The organism is Enterobacter cloacae complex sp. IR5403 (assembly GCF_049238705.1).
GTDB lineage: Bacteria > Pseudomonadota > Gammaproteobacteria > Enterobacterales > Enterobacteriaceae > Enterobacter > Enterobacter hormaechei_C.
The window spans coordinates 1-16920 of record NZ_JBMKHP010000011.1; the positions used below are offsets into that span (position 1 = coordinate 1).

15 protein-coding genes and 1 pseudogene are annotated in these 16920 nt (G+C 58.5%); 10 read left to right on the forward strand and 6 right to left on the reverse strand.

Translation table 11 applies throughout. The annotated features are described in order from the left end of the window. Positions 1-79: 79 nt before the first annotated feature. Positions 80-862, reverse strand: coding sequence for a pyridoxal phosphatase (locus ACOTW6_RS15240; protein WP_421766265.1), 783 nt, complete (start codon positions 860-862; stop codon positions 80-82). A gap of 156 nt (positions 863-1018) precedes the next feature. Beyond that, a pseudogene (locus ACOTW6_RS15245) lies at positions 1019-1231 on the reverse strand (HAD-IIB family hydrolase); the annotation flags it as partial. Positions 1232-1350: 119 nt separating this feature from the next. Here ACOTW6_RS15245 and pgl point away from each other — a divergent pair. Then, complete coding sequence (gene pgl, locus ACOTW6_RS15250; RefSeq protein ID WP_015571095.1) at positions 1351-2346, forward strand: 6-phosphogluconolactonase; 996 nt, start codon at positions 1351-1353, stop codon at positions 2344-2346. Between the two features lie 103 nt (positions 2347-2449). Here pgl and ACOTW6_RS15255 read toward each other — a convergent pair whose 3' ends face one another. Beyond that, a complete protein-coding gene (locus ACOTW6_RS15255) occupies positions 2450-3733 on the reverse strand; it encodes a putative acyl-CoA thioester hydrolase (protein ID WP_213788872.1) in 1284 nt (427 codons plus the stop codon). 223 nt (positions 3734-3956) lie between these two features. Here ACOTW6_RS15255 and hutI point away from each other — a divergent pair, with 223 nt between their 5' ends. From hutI to hutH, 5 genes are all read left to right on the forward strand, one after another. Beyond that, on the forward strand, positions 3957-5180 hold the full coding sequence (hutI, locus tag ACOTW6_RS15260) for an imidazolonepropionase (RefSeq protein WP_047053059.1): 1224 nt from the start codon (positions 3957-3959) through the stop codon (positions 5178-5180). Beyond that, positions 5177-6115, forward strand: a complete 939-nt coding sequence (hutG, locus tag ACOTW6_RS15265) for a formimidoylglutamase (protein ID WP_213788871.1) — start codon at positions 5177-5179, stop codon at positions 6113-6115. Before hutI ends, hutG begins: the two co-directional genes overlap by 4 nt. 19 nt (positions 6116-6134) lie before the next feature. After that, positions 6135-6869, forward strand: a complete 735-nt coding sequence (locus tag ACOTW6_RS15270; protein WP_047053063.1) for a histidine utilization repressor — start codon at positions 6135-6137, stop codon at positions 6867-6869. A gap of 126 nt (positions 6870-6995) precedes the next feature. Further along, positions 6996-8684 (forward strand): urocanate hydratase, encoded by a 1689-nt coding sequence (hutU, locus tag ACOTW6_RS15275; protein WP_045906626.1) that lies wholly within the window; start codon positions 6996-6998, stop codon positions 8682-8684. Beyond that, positions 8681-10201 (forward strand): histidine ammonia-lyase, encoded by a 1521-nt coding sequence (gene hutH, locus ACOTW6_RS15280; RefSeq protein WP_047053065.1) that lies wholly within the window; start codon positions 8681-8683, stop codon positions 10199-10201. Before hutU ends, hutH begins: the two co-directional genes overlap by 4 nt. Before the next feature lie 102 nt (positions 10202-10303). Here the strand turns inward: hutH and ACOTW6_RS15285 are convergent, their stop codons facing one another. Further along, positions 10304-10780, reverse strand: a complete 477-nt coding sequence (locus ACOTW6_RS15285) for a kinase inhibitor (protein WP_003858531.1) — start codon at positions 10778-10780, stop codon at positions 10304-10306. 47 nt (positions 10781-10827) lie between these two features. Further along, positions 10828-12117 carry an adenosylmethionine--8-amino-7-oxononanoate transaminase gene (gene bioA, locus ACOTW6_RS15290; RefSeq protein WP_407057590.1) on the reverse strand — a complete coding sequence of 430 codons (1290 nt, stop codon included), beginning with the start codon at positions 12115-12117 and terminating at the stop codon, positions 10828-10830. Positions 12118-12203: 86 nt separating this feature from the next. Here bioA and bioB point away from each other — a divergent pair, with 86 nt between their 5' ends. The 4 genes from bioB to bioD are packed head-to-tail and all read left to right on the forward strand — an operon-like array spanning position 12204 to position 15831. After that, a complete protein-coding gene (bioB, locus tag ACOTW6_RS15295) occupies positions 12204-13244 on the forward strand; it encodes a biotin synthase BioB (RefSeq protein ID WP_017384942.1) in 1041 nt (346 codons plus the stop codon). Continuing rightward, positions 13241-14398 carry an 8-amino-7-oxononanoate synthase gene (gene bioF, locus ACOTW6_RS15300; protein ID WP_062932166.1) on the forward strand — a complete coding sequence of 386 codons (1158 nt, stop codon included), beginning with the start codon at positions 13241-13243 and terminating at the stop codon, positions 14396-14398. Before bioB ends, bioF begins: the two co-directional genes overlap by 4 nt. After that, complete coding sequence (gene bioC / locus ACOTW6_RS15305) at positions 14382-15137, forward strand: malonyl-ACP O-methyltransferase BioC (protein ID WP_062932165.1); 756 nt, start codon at positions 14382-14384, stop codon at positions 15135-15137. Before bioF ends, bioC begins: the two co-directional genes overlap by 17 nt. After that, the gene (gene bioD / locus ACOTW6_RS15310; protein WP_062932310.1) at positions 15130-15831 is read left to right on the forward strand and encodes a dethiobiotin synthase; all 702 of its coding nucleotides are present in this window, start codon (positions 15130-15132) and stop codon (positions 15829-15831) included. The genes bioC and bioD overlap by 8 nt, the downstream gene beginning before the upstream one ends. Here the strand turns inward: bioD and ACOTW6_RS15315 are convergent. Then, entirely contained in the window at positions 15794-16516 is a 723-nt protein-coding gene (locus ACOTW6_RS15315) for an ABC transporter ATP-binding protein (RefSeq protein WP_062932164.1), read from the reverse strand. The two genes, bioD and ACOTW6_RS15315, sit on opposite strands and share 38 nt — an antisense overlap. Between the last annotated feature and the right edge of the window lie 404 nt (positions 16517-16920).

A 16920-nucleotide genomic window follows, 5' to 3' on the forward strand; every position in this document is an offset into this window, starting at 1 on the left:
ATTCACTGTCGGCGAAGGTAAGTTGATGACTCATGATGAACCCTGTTCCATGGCTACAGATGACAAACATGATCTCATATCAGGGACTTGTTCGCACCTTCCCTAAATCAGCACAGGCTTTTACTTCATCAACAGCATTACCCATAGCAACACCCAAGCCAGCATTCTTCAACATACTTAGATCGTTGAAATTATCACCAAAGGCTATTACCTGGCTCATAGATATACCTTGTGATTCTACCCACTGTGCCAAGCGTTTACCCTTACTGTTTCCGGCTTGTGCTATGTCTACTTGATCGTGCCAAGACCATTCACAAGCAAGGCCAAGCTCACGCTCTACAATCTGACCAAAGCTATATAGTTTTTCAGTATCAGAATCAGTAAGGGCGAATTTCCAGATTGCATCAACGTTCTGAGATGCTTCACGAAGAGAGGGTACTTGTTTGAAGATTGGACGTTGTGACTCTGGAAGCGATTTAGCCCAATTTTCTGTACGGGTAATATGCCCAGTTGGATTTTGGTAGAACATGGCATCATCGGCATACATCAGACTATGAACATTGTAACTATCAAGTAGGTCAACTAATTGTGAAGCTTGTTCTGGTTGTAATGGATCTGAAGCAATCACTCTTTTTACGGTGTAATCGTACAATAAAGCACCATTGCAACATATTGCTGGTGTATTCAAAGCTAATGCCTGATAAAAAGGATGGATGGCTACAAAGTGCCGTCCGGTAACGATGACAACCTTTGCCCCGGATTTACGGGCATTCTGTAAGGCAGATAGTGAGGCTGGTAAAATTGTTTTTTCTGGCGTCAATAAAGTGCCGTCCAGATCAAGGGCGATTACCTGATAGTTCATGTATTGATTCACCTGGTTTTGGTATGTAGTTTTTCCGATAGTACACCGCTTTACGGCTACGACGAAACAAGGTGAAGTGAGTTTTTGAGCACTGGAACAGCGATAGGGGGCCGCTTTTGTGTGTGAAGAATTTGTTTGTTTACATTAGCCGTTATTCAAATAGGTGCCATTACAACAAATTGCAGGTGTATCTAAGCCCAGTGCCTGATAAAAAGGATGAATGGCTACGTGATGTCGACCCGTTACGATAAGAAGTTGATACCCCGCTTCCTGGGCTCGTTTGAGGGCCTCAAGGGAAGAGGGGAGCAGGGTTTTCTGAGGGGTAAGCAGTGTTCCGTCTAAATCCAGGGCAATCACTCGCGAGGTCATTTTTTCTTCCGGGTTAATGTTGAATTTAAGGTCTGTCGGGATGGTACACCGAGAGCGGAACCCTGCAAAATCCCGGACTACAATTCAGCATTCACCGTTAAAAATAATCAGGAGTATTCATGAAACAAACCGTTTATACCGCCAGTCCTGAAAGTCAGCAGATCCATGTCTGGCGTTTGAATACAGAAGGTTCGCTTACGCTGGTTCAGGTTGTTGATGTGCCAGGCCAGGTGCAGCCGATGGTCGTCAGCCCGGATAAACGTTTTCTTTATGTCGGCGTGCGCCCGGAATTCCGCGTGCTGGCATACCGCATCTCCCCGGATGACGGCGCGCTGACCTATACCGCAGAAGCCCCGCTGCCGGGCAGTCCAACCCATATTTCCACTGACCATAAAGGCAACTTTATCTTCAGCGGCTCCTACAATGCAGGCTGCGTGAGCGTCACCCGCCTGGAAGACGGTATTCCCGTTGAAACCGTCGACGTGGTAGAAGGGCTCGAAGGTTGCCACTCCGCCAACATTTCGCCGGATAACCGCACGCTGTGGGTGCCAGCGCTTAAGCAGGACCGCATCTGCCTGTTCACCCTGAGCGATGACGGCCATCTGGTCGCGCAGAGCCCGGCGGAAGTCACCACCGTGGAAGGCGCAGGCCCGCGCCACATGGTCTTCCACCCGAATCAGCAGTATGCCTATGTCGTTAACGAGCTGAACAGCTCGGTAGACGTGTGGGAACTGAACGATCCTAATGGACAGATCGAGTGCGTACAGACGCTGGACATGATGCCATCTGATTTCTCCGACACACGCTGGGCGGCAGACATTCACATTACGCCGGATGGCCGTCACCTGTATGCCTGTGACCGTACCTCCAGTCTGATCACCATCTTCAGCGTCTCTGAAGACGGCAGCGTTCTGGCAGTTGAAGGCTTCCAGCCGACAGAAACCCAGCCGCGCGGCTTTAATGTCGATCACAGCGGCAAATACCTGATTGCGGCGGGGCAGAAATCCCACCACATCGCGCTCTATGAAATCCAGGGCGTGCAGGGTCTGCTGGAAGAGAAAGGACGCTATGCGGTCGGACAAGGGCCGATGTGGGTTGTGATTAACGCTCACTGATCCGTAGACGAAAAAAAACCTCGCAAATGCGAGGTTTTTTTATGCGCGGTTAATGCATGAGGTAGGCCGGGTAAGGCGCATCCGCCACCCGGCAGCAGGCATTTTACTGCTTCGGCTCAGCAACCACTTTACTACCCAGACCGCGGTTGTTGTATTCCCACATGCGGTTAAAGTTAGCGTCGTTCAGGTTACGCTGCACGTTGTCTTTATCATCCACCGTGCCGGTGTTGCCGGAGAAAGGACGTTTCGAGATCGCCGCATCCGCCCACGGTTTCGCCATGTTAAAGCCTTCGTTAATCACGCTGTCGCGGATCACGACCTGGCCGTTAGTGGCGGAGTCCACGTCCAGAGAGCGACCAAGCTGCGCCACGCCATCGCCAGCAGCAGTAAAGCGGCTATTCACGGCCAGGAAGCCATAGAACAGGTTAGACTGCGTGGCCGGGGCAAAGACGTAACCTTCCTGCTGCGTACGTGAATTCACTACGCGGAAGTCGGTATTATCAAATACCACCGCGCCGCGGCCGGAGACCATATCCACGTCGCCTTCTATGTAGCTGTTGGTGACCAGAGTACGCGTCAGACGGTTGTTCTGAAGGGTATTCTGCACGCCGCTGTTGGTCACGAAGAAGGTATTCTGGCGGCCCAGGATATTGACGTTGTTAATCTGTACCTTGTCGCCATCGCTACGCAGCGCCACGGCCTGATGATTACCTGCGTCAACGCTGTCGCCCAGGGTGTTCTGAATGGTCAGGTTCTGCAATTGCAGGCCATTGTTCTGTGACCAGAATACCGCCGAACACATCACGCCAATGGTGGCGGCACGCTTGCGCTGGCAGTTATCAAACATATACCACGCCGGTTTACCTGGCATGTATTTACCGGCCGGGTTCACCAGATGGCGCCAGGTGGTGCTGTCGATCTCTGAATCAATCGCCAGGCCAATTTTTACATCGACCGCTTTTTCGCCCAGGCCGTAAAGCGTAATGCTTCCCGGTGCCGCCGGAACATAAACGGTTCCTTCGTATTCACCCGGCAGGATGGCAATGTACTGACGAGATGCGCTGTGTTTGGTGATTGCCGCATCAACGGCTGCCTGAATAGAGGTGTGAGTTACACCCTGCGCCCCGGCCGGGCCGACAACGAAGTCTGGCTGTTTAGGCAGGTTAATAGAAGAAGGCGTCCACGGGGCTGCATTGGGATCCATCGCCGAGAAATAGTGCTCACGGGTGAAGTTCTTCGCTTCAGCCGCTGACAGGATCGGACGGGAAGCGGTGCCCGGAGCAACCTGCTCAGAAGGTTGCTGATCCGGTGGTGTTGAACTGCAAGCGGATAAAGTCACGCCAAAGGCGAGTGCCAACGCCAGACGGGAAATCCTGGAAATATTCAAGGTAATGCTCCTGGGTATGCAAGTCTTATCTGGATAGACGAAATAGCCTGCTTTTTTATACTAAGTTGAGCGAAACGGGAAGATAAAAACCGGAAAAGTTGCATTTTTGCCCGCAGGCGACGGGAAAGTCATCACAAATAAATAACATTTTCCCCCAATGCGGTTGACAGCAGGCGGCAGATGAAAATAAATGTCTATACAACCCATGACAAATGGAAGGCACATGCAGCAGCTTCATCCCGATGATGTGATATGGCGAAATGCGCGACTGGCAACCCTGGCGACAGGTGAGGCGGAACCCTACGGCCTGAGAGAACAACATGCCCTCGTTGTGCGCGGCCAGACGATTCTGGCCGTGATTCCTGAATCCGAGATCCCCTCCGGGCATCGTCAGTGTGTCGATCTCGACGGGCGTCTGGTTACCCCCGGCCTGATCGATTGCCACACCCATCTGGTGTTCGGCGGCGATCGCGCAGCGGAATGGGAGCAACGGCTTAACGGCGTGTCATATCAGACCATTAGCGCGCAGGGCGGCGGAATTAACGCCACGGTCACGGCCACCCGCAACAGTTCGCCGGAAACGCTCCTGAGGGTGGCGCAGCAGCGACTCCAGCGGCTGATGAATGAAGGCGTAACGACCGTTGAAATCAAATCAGGATACGGACTGAATGCCGAAGCCGAAGAGAAAATGCTGCTGGTTGCCCGCCAGCTCAGCCTGAATAATCTGGTCGATATCAGCCCGACGCTGCTGGCCGCGCACGCCGTTCCTGCCGAGTACCGACAGGATCCGGATGCCTATCTGACGCTGGTCTGTGAGCAGATCATGCCCACGCTGTGGCAAAAAGAGTTATTTGAAGCGGTGGACGTGTTTTGTGAAAACGTCGGCTTTACCCCGGCGCAAACCGAGCGCCTGTTCCGGGCCGCCGCCGCGCTCGGGATCCCGGTAAAAGGGCATGTAGAGCAACTGTCGAATCTCGGCGGCGCGGCGCTGGTCAGCCAGTATAAAGGGCTGTCGGCCGATCATATTGAGTATCTCGATGATGCAGGTATTCAGGCGATGGCGCAAAGCGGCACGGTGGCGGTATTGCTCCCCGGCGCGTTCTATTTTCTTCAGGAGCGCCAGCGTCCACCGGTGGCGCAGCTCAGAGAGCAGGGCGTGCCGATGGCGGTGGCTACCGACTACAATCCGGGCACCAGCCCGTTTGCCAGCCTACATCTGGCAATGAACATGGCCTGCGTCCAGTTTGGCCTCACGCCGGAAGAGGCCTGGGCTGGCGTGACGCGGCATGCGGCGCAGGCGCTAGGACGTGGTGCGACGCACGGGCAGTTAAAGCCCGGTTATGTGGCTGATTTCGTCGTCTGGGAGGCGAATCATCCGGTTGAGATGGTTTACGAGCCGGGGCGGAATCCTTTGTATCAACGCGTGTTTCGGGGGCAGGTAGCATGAAACTGTGGCATCCCGTCTCTCCGCAGGTCTGGCAAGGGCGTGACGACAGCGCCGAGTCCAGCACCGCGAAACGTCTCTTCCAGACCATACAGCAGCGCGAACACTTTTCTCCCGTGCCGTCAGGCATTGCCCTGCTGGGCTTTGAATGTGATGAAGGGGTTAAGCGTAACCAGGGCAGGCCCGGTGCTGCACAGGCGCCCGATGTGTTGCGCGGCGCGCTGGCGAATATGGCGAGCCATCATGGGCATGCGCGCCTCGTGGATATGGGTTCTGTTTATGTTGAAGGCGACGCGCTGGAGGCGGCACAGCAGGCGCTGAGCGAGGCCATAACCGCGTGCCAGCAATCCGGGATGCGTACTCTGGTTTTCGGCGGTGGACATGAAACCGCCTGGGCGCACGGGCGCGGCGTGCTGGACGCCTTTCCGAACGATCGCATTGCGGTGATCAACCTGGATGCGCACCTCGATTTACGCAAGGCCGAACGGGCAACGTCCGGCACGCCGTTCCGCCAGCTGGCGCACTACTGCGCGTCTCAGTCGCGGGCGTTTCACTACGCATGCCTGGGGGTAAGCCGTGCGGCGAATACTCAGGCGCTGTGGGAGGAAGCTGAGCGGTTGAACGTGACGCTGGTTGAAGATCTCGATTTTCGCCGGGATGCGCTATCCGCGCTGGATAGCGTGCTTGCGCAGGCAGACCGGGTTTATCTCACCGTTGACCTGGATGTGCTGCCCGCCGCAGAAATGCCTGCCGTGTCCGCCCCTGCGGCGTTGGGGATCCCGGCGCTGGATCTGTTCCCGGTGATTGAGCGTATCTGCCGAAGCGGTAAACTACAGGCGGCGGATCTGGTGGAATTTAATCCGCACTACGATCGGGACGGACAGGGGGCGAAGCTCGCCGCCCGACTGGCCTGGCAAATTGCTCACTGGTGGGCATAACAACATTCAAGGAGTCATGATGTTTTCACGCTCGCCCCTGCCGCAGCCGAGCCCTCCCGCACCTTTTTACGAAAAGGTGAAGCAGGCGATCAGCGAAAAAATCGCCGCCGGCGTCTGGCGCCCGCACGACCGCATTCCGTCCGAGGCCGAGCTGGTGACGCAGTTTGGCTTTAGCCGAATGACCATCAACCGCGCACTGCGTGAACTGACCGATGAAGGGTTGCTGGTGCGCCTGCAAGGGGTCGGGACATTTGTGGCGGAGCCAAAAGGACAGTCAGCGCTGTTTGAAATCCGCAGCATTGCCGATGAAATTGCCGCCCGTAACCATCAGCACCACTGCGAGGTGCTGGTGCTTGAAGAGACGCAGGCCAGCGCCGAACAGGCCATCGAGCTGAACGTTACCGAGGGCACCCGGATTTTCCATTCGGTGATGGTGCATTATGAGAACGACATTCCGGTCCAGATTGAAGATCGCTGCGTCAACGCGGAGCGGATACCGGACTACCTGAACCAGGATTACACCCAAACCACACCGCATGCGTATCTCTCGCTCGTCGCCCCGCTAACGGAAGGGGAGCATATCGTGGAAGCCGTGCGCGCCACGCCGCAGGAGTGCGAGCTGTTGCGTATTAAAGAGCACGATCCCTGCCTGCTGATCCGCCGTCGTACCTGGTCGTCCTCGCAAATTGTTTCGCATGCGAAGCTGCTGTTCCCGGGGAATCGCTACCGGTTGCAGGGCCACTTTATGTCATAAGTTTTATAAGCGTGATCGCTAACGCAATATAGCAAAATTGTATCTTTTTTGTTAAATCCGACCTTGTGTGTGCTTGTCTATACAAGTATATCTAAATGCATTACCTGTCCCTATGAGGAACACACAATGTCGTCAGATAAATACCGCAAGCAGGATGTCCGCGCCGCGCGCGGCACCACGCTCACCGCAAAAAGCTGGCTCACCGAAGCACCGCTGCGCATGTTGATGAACAACCTTGATCCTGAGGTAGCAGAAAATCCCCACGAGCTGGTGGTCTACGGCGGCATTGGCCGCGCCGCACGCAACTGGGCGTGCTATGACGCGATTGTCGAGTCTTTGACGAATCTCGAAAACGACGAAACGCTGCTGGTGCAATCCGGCAAACCGGTTGGCGTATTCAAAACCCATAAAAATGCGCCCCGCGTGCTGATTGCCAACTCCAACCTGGTGCCGCACTGGGCGACGTGGGAACACTTCAACGAGCTGGACGCAAAAGGGCTGGCCATGTACGGCCAGATGACCGCGGGCAGCTGGATCTACATCGGCAGCCAGGGGATTGTGCAGGGCACCTATGAAACCTTCGTGGAAGCGGGCCGTCAGCATTATAACGGCTCACTGAAAGGCCGCTGGGTGCTCACCGCCGGACTGGGTGGCATGGGCGGCGCGCAGCCGCTGGCCGCGACGCTGGCGGGTGCGTGCTCCCTGAACATTGAGTGCCAGCAGAGCCGCATCGATTTCCGTCTGCGTACCCGCTATGTCGATGAACAGGCCGACAACCTCGATGACGCGCTGGCGCGCATCAAAAAGTACACTACTGAAGGCAAAGCCGTGTCGGTTGCCCTGTGCGGCAACGCGGCGGATATTCTGCCGGAACTGGTGGCGCGCGGCGTGCGTCCGGATCTGGTCACCGACCAGACCAGCGCTCACGATCCGCTTCACGGCTATCTGCCAAAAGGCTGGACGTGGGAAGACTACCAGCAAAAAGCGGAAACCGATCCTGAGGGCACGGTACTGGCGGCTAAACGCGCCATGGCGGAACACGTCTCCGCGATGCTGGCCTTCAGTAAGATGGGTATTCCGACCTTTGATTACGGGAATAACATCCGCCAGATGGCGAAAGAGATGGGTGTGAATAACGCCTTTGACTTCCCCGGCTTCGTGCCCGCCTATATTCGTCCGCTGTTCTGCCGCGGCATCGGGCCGTTCCGCTGGGTTGCCCTGTCCGGCGACCCGGAGGATATCTACAAAACTGACGCCAGAGTGAAAGAGATTGTCGCCGACGACGAACACCTGCATCGCTGGCTGGATATGGCGCGCGAGCGCATTAATTTCCAGGGCTTACCGGCGCGTATCTGCTGGGTCGGGCTGGAGTGGCGGCAAAAACTCGGCCTCGCCTTTAACGAAATGGTGCGCAGCGGCGAAGTCTCCGCGCCGATCGTCATTGGCCGCGACCACCTGGACTCCGGCTCTGTCGCCAGTCCGAACCGTGAAACCGAAGCCATGCGCGACGGCTCGGATGCGGTCTCCGACTGGCCGCTGCTGAATGCCCTGCTGAACACCGCCAGCGGCGCGACCTGGGTATCGCTGCACCACGGCGGCGGCGTCGGGATGGGCTTCTCCCAGCATTCCGGGATGGTCATCGTCTGTGACGGAACTGATGAAGCGGCGGCGCGTATCGCTCGCGTGCTGCACAACGACCCGGCAACTGGCGTGATGCGTCACGCGGATGCGGGTTACGAGATTGCCATTGACTGTGCCAAAGAGCAGGGCCTGAACCTGCCGATGATCCCCGCCACACAAGGAAAGCCTGCATGAACGCGTTAACACTTACTCCCGGCTCGCTGACGCTCAAACAGCTGCGTCACGTCTGGCGTCAGCCGGTGACACTCTCCCTTGATGAAAGCGCCCACCGCGCCATTAACGACAGCGTGGCCTGCGTGGAGGCGATTGTGGCGGAGGGGCGCACCGCCTACGGCATCAACACCGGGTTTGGCCTGCTGGCGCAGACCCGCATCGCCACGCACGATCTGGAGAATTTACAGCGTTCGCTGGTGCTGTCGCACGCGGCGGGCGTCGGTCAGCCGCTGGACGATGAGATCGTCCGCCTGATGATGGTGTTGAAAATCAACAGCCTGGCGCGTGGGTTTTCCGGCATTCGTCTGAGCGTGATCCAGGCGCTGATGGCGCTGGTCAATGCAGAAGTTTATCCGTGGATCCCGGCGAAGGGCTCCGTCGGCGCCTCCGGCGATCTGGCGCCGCTGGCGCATATGTCGCTGCTCCTGCTGGGTGAAGGCCAGGCGCGCTGGCAAGGGGAGTGGCTGCCTGCGAAAGAGGCGCTGAAAAAAGCCGGGTTAACGCCGATCACCCTCGCGGCAAAAGAGGGGCTGGCGCTGCTCAACGGCACGCAGGCGTCGACCGCTTTCGCGCTGCGCGGTCTGTTTGAAGCGGAAGATCTGTTCGCCTCCGCGGTGGTGTGCGGTGCACTGACCACTGAGGCGGTGCTCGGCTCGCGTCGTCCGTTCGATGCCCGCATCCACGAGGTGCGCGGTCAGCGCGGTCAGATTGATGCCGCTGCCATGTACCGCCACGTACTTACCGATACCAGCGACATTGCCGATTCGCATCACAACTGCGAGAAGGTGCAGGATCCGTATTCCCTCCGCTGTCAGCCGCAGGTGATGGGCGCCTGCCTGACGCAGCTGCGCCAGGCGGCAGAAGTGCTGCTGGTGGAGGCCAATGCGGTGTCCGACAACCCGCTGGTGTTTGCCCAGGAAAACGAGGTGGTCTCCGGCGGTAACTTCCACGCCGAGCCGGTGGCGATGGCCGCTGATAACATCGCCCTGGCGATTGCCGAAATCGGGGCGTTGTCTGAGCGTCGAATCGCGCTGATGATGGATAAGCACATGTCCCAGCTGCCGCCATTCCTGGTGCGCAACGGCGGCGTGAACTCGGGCTTTATGATCGCCCAGGTCACCGCCGCGGCACTGGCAAGCGAGAACAAAGCCCTGTCGCATCCGCACAGCGTGGACAGCCTGCCAACCTCAGCCAACCAGGAAGATCACGTTTCGATGGCCCCGGCTGCCGGGCGTCGCCTCTGGGAGATGGCCTCTAACACCCGCGGCGTGCTGGCGGTGGAGTGGCTGGCGGCGTGTCAGGGTATTGATTTGCGTGAAGGGCTAACATCCAGCCCGCTGCTGGAGCAGGCGCGTCATACGCTGCGCGAGCACGTTACGCACTACGATGACGACCGCTTCTTTGCGCCGGATATTGATAAGGCGATGCAGCTTCTGGAGGAAGGACGGCTGGTGGGGCTATTGCCTTCCGTGCTGTGATTTTTACCCTCACCCTAACCCTCTCCCACAGGGAGAGGGAATTGTTAGGTTTTCTCCCTCTCCCTGTGGGAGAGGGCCGGGGTGAGGGCATCAGCCGCACGATTACGAATACATCGCCGTAATCGACGCGCTACCCAACGAATGGAAATGCACGTTAAAGCCTACCATCGCGCCGCTCGCCCCTTCGTCGACCTCAATCTTGTCCACATCCAGCGCGTGCACGGTGAAGATATAGCGGTGCGTTTCCCCTTTTGGCGGCGCCGCGCCGCCGTAGCCCGCTTTGCCAAAGTCCGTGCGCGTCTGAATCGCACCGTCGGGTAGAGCAACCAGATCGGAACCGGAGCCCTGCGGCAGCACGCGCGTGTCGGCGGGCAGGTTTGCCACGATCCAGTGCCACCAGCCCGACCCGGTTGGCGCATCCGGATCGTAGCAGGTCACAACAAAACTTTTGGTTCCCGCTGGCACATCGTCCCACGCCAGATGGGGAGAGATATTATCCCCCTGATAACCCATCCCGTTAAATACGTGACGTTCCGGCAGCTTTTCGCCGTCGCGCAAATCTTTACTGATGATTTTCATCCGATTTTCCTCGTTACTCACTCATTCAGAAAGTGTAACGCATGGGGTTAAATCGTGAAATGCGCTGAAATGGTAACGGCTTTAACCACTGCCCCGGTCAGCTTGCGGAGCTGATCCGCAGAAATGCTGTACGGCGGCATGAGGTAAATCAGCTTACCGAAAGGCCGCACCCACACACCCTGGTCAACGAAGAAGCGCTGCAATGCGGCCATGTTCACCGGATGCGTTGTCTCGATTACCCCGATGGCGCCCAGTACGCGGACGTCCGCGACGTATTCCGCCTCCGCCGTCGCGCTTAACTGCTGCTTCAGCTGCGCCTCAATCGCCGCCACCTGCGTCTGCCACGCGCCGCTCTCCAGAATGGCGAGGCTTTCGCTTGCCACGGCGCAGGCCAGCGGGTTGCCCATAAACGTCGGGCCGTGCATAAAGCAACCCGCGTCGCCGTCGCTGATGGTGTCGGCAACCTGGCGGGTGGTAAGCGTGGCGGAGAGCGTCATGGTGCCGCCGGTGAGCGCTTTCCCCAGGCACAGAATATCCGGCGCGATCCCCGCATGCTCGCAGGCGAACAATTTCCCGGTGCGGCCAAAGCCGGTGGCGATCTCATCGGCAATCAACAGGATCCCTTCGCGGTCGCACATCTTCCGAATGCGCTTCAGCCACTCGGGATGGTACATCCGCATTCCGCCCGCGCCCTGCACAATCGGTTCGAGAATAACGGCGGCAATCTCGTGGCGATGGGCCGCCATCAGCCGCGCGAAGCCCACCATGTCCATCTCGTTCCATTCGCCGTCGAAGCGGCTCTGCGGGGCTGGCGCAAACAGGTTTTCCGGCAGATAGCCTTTCCACAGGCTGTGCATGGAGTTGTCCGGATCACATACCGACATCGCGCCGAAAGTGTCGCCGTGATAGCCGTTGCGGAAGGTAAGGAACCGCTGGCGCGTTTCGCCCTTCGCATGCCAGTACTGCAACGCCATTTTCATCGCCACTTCCACGGCCACCGAGCCGGAGTCGGCCAGGAAAACGCACTCCAGCGATTCAGGCGTCATCGCTACCAGGCGACGGCATAAATCCACCGCGGGCTGATGCGTGATCCCGCCAAACATCACGTGTGACATCTGGTCAATCTGCGCTTTCATCGCCGCGTTCAGTCGCGGGTGGTTGTAGCCATGGATCGCCGCCCACCAGGAGGACATCCCGTCAACAAGCCGCTCGCCGCTGGCGAGATGCAGCTCGCAGCCGTGGGCAGAGGCTACCGGATAGACGGGAAGGGGGCGGGTCGTGGAGGTGTAAGGGTGCCAGATATGCTGCTTGTCGAAGGCGAGATCGTCCTGGGTCATAATCGACTTGTAAACCATTTTGAAAAGTTTTAGGTTTACAAGTATAAACCGAACCGACAATTAACAAAACCCTTTGGAGAAGCCCGATGGCTCACCACGCACGCTGGACGATGTCGCAAGTCACTGAATTATTCAACAAACCTTTTCTGGAGCTGATGTTTGAGGCGCAACAGGTGCACCGCCAGCACTTCGATCCGCGTCATGTTCAGGTCAGCACGCTGCTGTCGATCAAAACCGGGGCTTGCCCGGAAGATTGCAAATATTGCCCGCAAAGCGCGCGCTATAAAACCGGTCTCGAATCCGAACGCCTGATGGAAGTCGAGCAGGTGCTCGACTCCGCGCGCAAAGCCAAAAACGCTGGCTCGACCCGCTTCTGCATGGGCGCGGCGTGGAAAAATCCGCATGACCGCGACATGCCCTATCTGGAGCAGATGGTGAAGGGGGTGAAGGAGATGGGGCTTGAAGCCTGTATGACCCTGGGCACGCTGAACGAGGAGCAGGCGCAGCGTCTCTCGGCGGCGGGGCTGGATTACTACAACCACAACCTCGATACCTCGCCGGAATTCTACGGCAACATCATCACCACGCGCACCTATCAGGAGCGTCTGGACACGCTGGATAAAGTGCGTGATGCGGGGATCAAGGTCTGTTCCGGCGGGATCGTGGGACTGGGCGAGACGGTAAAAGATCGTGCCGGCCTGCTGTTACAGCTGGCAAACCTGCCGACCCCGCCGGAAAGCGTGCCCATCAACATGCTGGTGAAGGTAAAAGGGACGCCGCTGGCGGATAACGAGGACGTGGATGCCTTCGATTTCATCCGCACCATCGCGGTGGCGCGCATCATGATGCCGACCTCTTACGTTCGCCTCTCTGCCGGTCGCGAGCAGATGAGCGAGCAGACCCAGGCGATGTGCTTCATGGCCGGGGCCAACTCCATCTTCTACGGCTGCAAACTGCTGACCACGCCAAACCCGGAAGAGGACAAAGATGTCCAGCTGTTCCGCAAGCTGGGGCTGAACCCACACCAGACCGGGGTACAGGCGGGGGATAACGAGCAACAGCAGCAGCTGGAGCAGCAGATTTTCAACGCCGACACCGACCAGTTCTACAACGCGGCAGCCGTATGACCTGGCAGGCACGTATCAGGACCGCGCTCGACGAGCGGCGGGCAGCGGATGCGTTTCGGGTACGCAGGGTCGTGGAAAACGGTGCAGGCCGTTTTCTCACCCGGGAAGGAGAGCGGTTCTGTAATTTCTCCAGCAACGATTATCTGGGCCTGAGCCAGCACCCGCAGATCGTTCGCGCCTGGCAGCAGGGCGCGGATCGTTACGGCGTGGGTAGCGGTGGCTCCGGGCACGTCAGCGGCTACACCACGGCGCATCACGCGCTGGAGGAAGAGCTGGCCGACTGGCTGGGGTACCCGCGGGCGCTGCTGTTTATCTCCGGTTTTGCCGCGAATCAGGCGGTGATTGCCGCCCTGATGGGCAAAGATGACCGCATCGTCGCGGACCGCCTGAGCCACGCGTCCCTGCTTGAAGCGGCCAGTCTCAGCCCGGCGCAGCTGCGGCGTTTTGCCCATAACGATGCCTCTCAGCTGAACGTCCTGCTGGGTAAACCCTGTTCAGGGCTTCAGCTGGCGGTGACGGAAGGGGTATTCAGCATGGACGGCGACAGCGCGCCCCTTGCCACCTTGCATGACGTCGCAAAGCAGCAGAACGCCTGGCTGCTGGTCGACGATGCCCACGGCATTGGCGTCACCGGCGAGGAGGGGCGCGGAAGCGCGCACCAGCAACGCGTCAGGCCGGAACTGCTGGTGGTCACCTTCGGCAAAGGCTTCGGCGTCAGCGGCGCGGCGGTGTTGTGCAGCGAGCCGGTGGCCGATTACCTGGTGCAGTTCGCCCGGCACCTGATCTACAGCACCAGCATGCCCCCGGCGCAGGCCGTGGCGCTCTCTGCGTCGCTTGCGGTGATCCGCGGCGAAGACGGCGCTGAACGCCGGGCGCGGCTGGCCGACCATATTCAGCGTTTTCGCCGGGGGGTAAGCGAGCTGTCTTACCGGCTTACCGACTCGCACAGCGCCATTCAGCCCGTGATTGTGGGTGAGAACCCTCGGGCGGTGATGCTGGCACAGGCGTTACGAGAACGCGGGCAGTGGGTCACGGCGATCCGCCCACCCACCGTGCCGCCAGGCACCGCGCGTTTGCGTCTGACGCTCACCGCAGCGCACGAGCCTCAGGATATCGATACGCTTCTGGAGGCACTGTATGTCTCCCGTCAATAAACAGGCCGTTGCCGCCGCGTTTGGCCGGGCAGCGCAAAGCTATTCACAGCACGATGAGCTGCAACGCCTGAGCGCCCGCGGGCTGCTGGCCGCGCTCGGTGAGGGGCGTTTTGCGCAGGTGCTCGACGCTGGCTGCGGGCCAGGCGGCAATAGCCGCTACTGGCGTGCAACGGGTAGCCACGTCACGGCGCTGGATTTATCCGCGCAGATGCTGGATGAGGCCCGCCAGCAGCAGTCAGCAGACCGTTATCTGGTGGCCGATATTGAGGCCATCCCGCTGGAGGATGCGCTGTTTGACCTCGTCTGGAGCCATCTGGCGGTGCAGTGGTGCGCCAGCCTGCCGCAGGCCTTACGCGAGCTATACCGCGTGGCGCGGCCCGGCGGAGCGGTGGCCTTTACCACCCTGCTGGAAAGTTCGTTGCCAGAGCTGAATCAGGCGTGGAAGGCAGTGGATGCGCAGCCGCACGCCAACCGGTTTCTTTCACACGAACAGGTCACTCAGGCGCTGGCAGGCTGGCGCTATCGCAGCGTGGTCCAGACCGTCACCCTCGAATTTAGCGATGCGTTAAGCGCCATGCGATCGCTTAAGGGCATAGGCGCGACGCACCTGCACGCCGGACGGGAGAAGAGACCCCTTACCCGCGGCCAACTCCAGCGTCTCGAGCTGGCCTGGCCGCAGGAGCGGGGCCGATTCCCGCTCTCTTATCATCTTTTTCATGGGATTATTGAACGTGACTGAACGTTATTTTGTTACCGGCACGGACACTGAAGTCGGTAAAACGGTTGCCAGCGCCGCGCTGTTGCAGGCGGCGCGTCTGCTGGGGAAAACAACGGCCGGGTATAAACCCGTAGCCTCCGGCAGCGAGATGACGCCGGAAGGCTTACGCAATACCGATGCGCTGGCGCTTCAGCGTAACAGCAGCCTTGCGCTGGCCTATTCTGCGGTGAACCCCTATACCTTTGCTGAACCCACCTCGCCGCACATCGTCAGCGCCGATGAAGATCGTCCGATTGATTTTTCGGTGCTCTCTTGCGGGTTACGCGCTCTTGAAATGCAGGCCGACTGGGTGCTGGTGGAGGGGGCTGGCGGCTGGTTTACCCCGCTGTCCGACGAGCAGACATTTGCTGACTGGGTGCAGGCCGAGCAGCTTCCGGTCATTCTGGTGGTCGGCGTGAAGCTTGGCTGTATCAATCACGCTATGCTGACCGCTCAGGCCGTGCAGCAGGCCGGGTTGCGTCTGGCAGGGTGGATTGCCAATGACGTGGTAGCGCCGGGAAAACGCCATCCTGAGTATCTGGCGACGCTGAAGCGGGTGCTGCCTGCGCCGTTTCTCGGCGAGATCCCGTGGCTTGCCGACGGCGCAGAGCAGGCGGAAACCGGACGCTATCTTGACCTTAGCGCCTTATGTCCCGCGCCATCCAGTGCGCAATAAGATCGTCATCCAGCTCGTTAACGTGGCCCTGTGCCACGTTACGACCCCGATAGAGCATGCAGAAACGATCCGCTACCCGGCGGATAAACGACAGCTGTTGCTCCGCTAACAGCACCGTCATTCCCAGCTCCCGATTCAGCCGCACCAGCAGCTGCCCCAGCCTGCGCGCGAAACCGTGCCCTGCGCCATACATGGGCTCATCCAGAATCAGCACGCGCGGGCGATTAACCAGCGCACTGGCGAGGGCCAGCTGATACTGGTCGTCAGGGGACAGCGCAGAGGCACGGCTCTGTCGCAGCGGATAAAGCTCCGGAAACAGGGCATACACGTCACTTTTTGATGCCGGGTCGGGTTTCCCCGTCGCCCGCATAGCGATATGCAGATTTTCATCGACGGTCAGCTGGGAAAATATTCGCCGATCCTGCGGGACGTAGCCTATCGTCGGCGGCGCCGGGAATGCTGACACAGGGCTGAGCAAATTACGCGGCGGCGCGCCAGCCTCATGCCAGATGATGGTGCCGCTCTCGACGGGCACCTTTCCGGTAATGCAGTTCATAAGCGTGGATTTACCCATCCCAGGCAGGCCAACAATGCCCGTACAGATGCCTTGCGGGAAATCGATATTCACGTTCCATAGCGTATGTTGGCTTCCGTAAAACTGATTTACAGCACGCAGACTCAACATCTTTCTCTCCTTAAAAATGTGTGGGGTGATGCACAGAGTGATGTCTGCAAAACGCCTGCCAGGAACTTCAGAATGATTAAAAAAAGGCCATTTTTAGGAATAACTCACTATCAAAAGCTGAACGTTTATACGAAATGCACACTCCCGGTGCTGCGCATGTCGAATCGTGGTGCAGGAGAAATGACAGAATTGTGATTAAGATCTCGCCAGTCGCTTATGAAAAAATGAACGTTTTCCAGGCAAAAAAGAGTGATAAAAATTTTTTACTGCCGCTTCGTGGGAAAAACCGGGAATTTGCTGGAGTGCATGCTGTACGGGCTGGAGGCAGTTATCCACTATTCCTGTGGATAACCTTGTGCATTAGAGTTAGAAAACACGCGATAAGCGAGAGAATACGCGGGTTA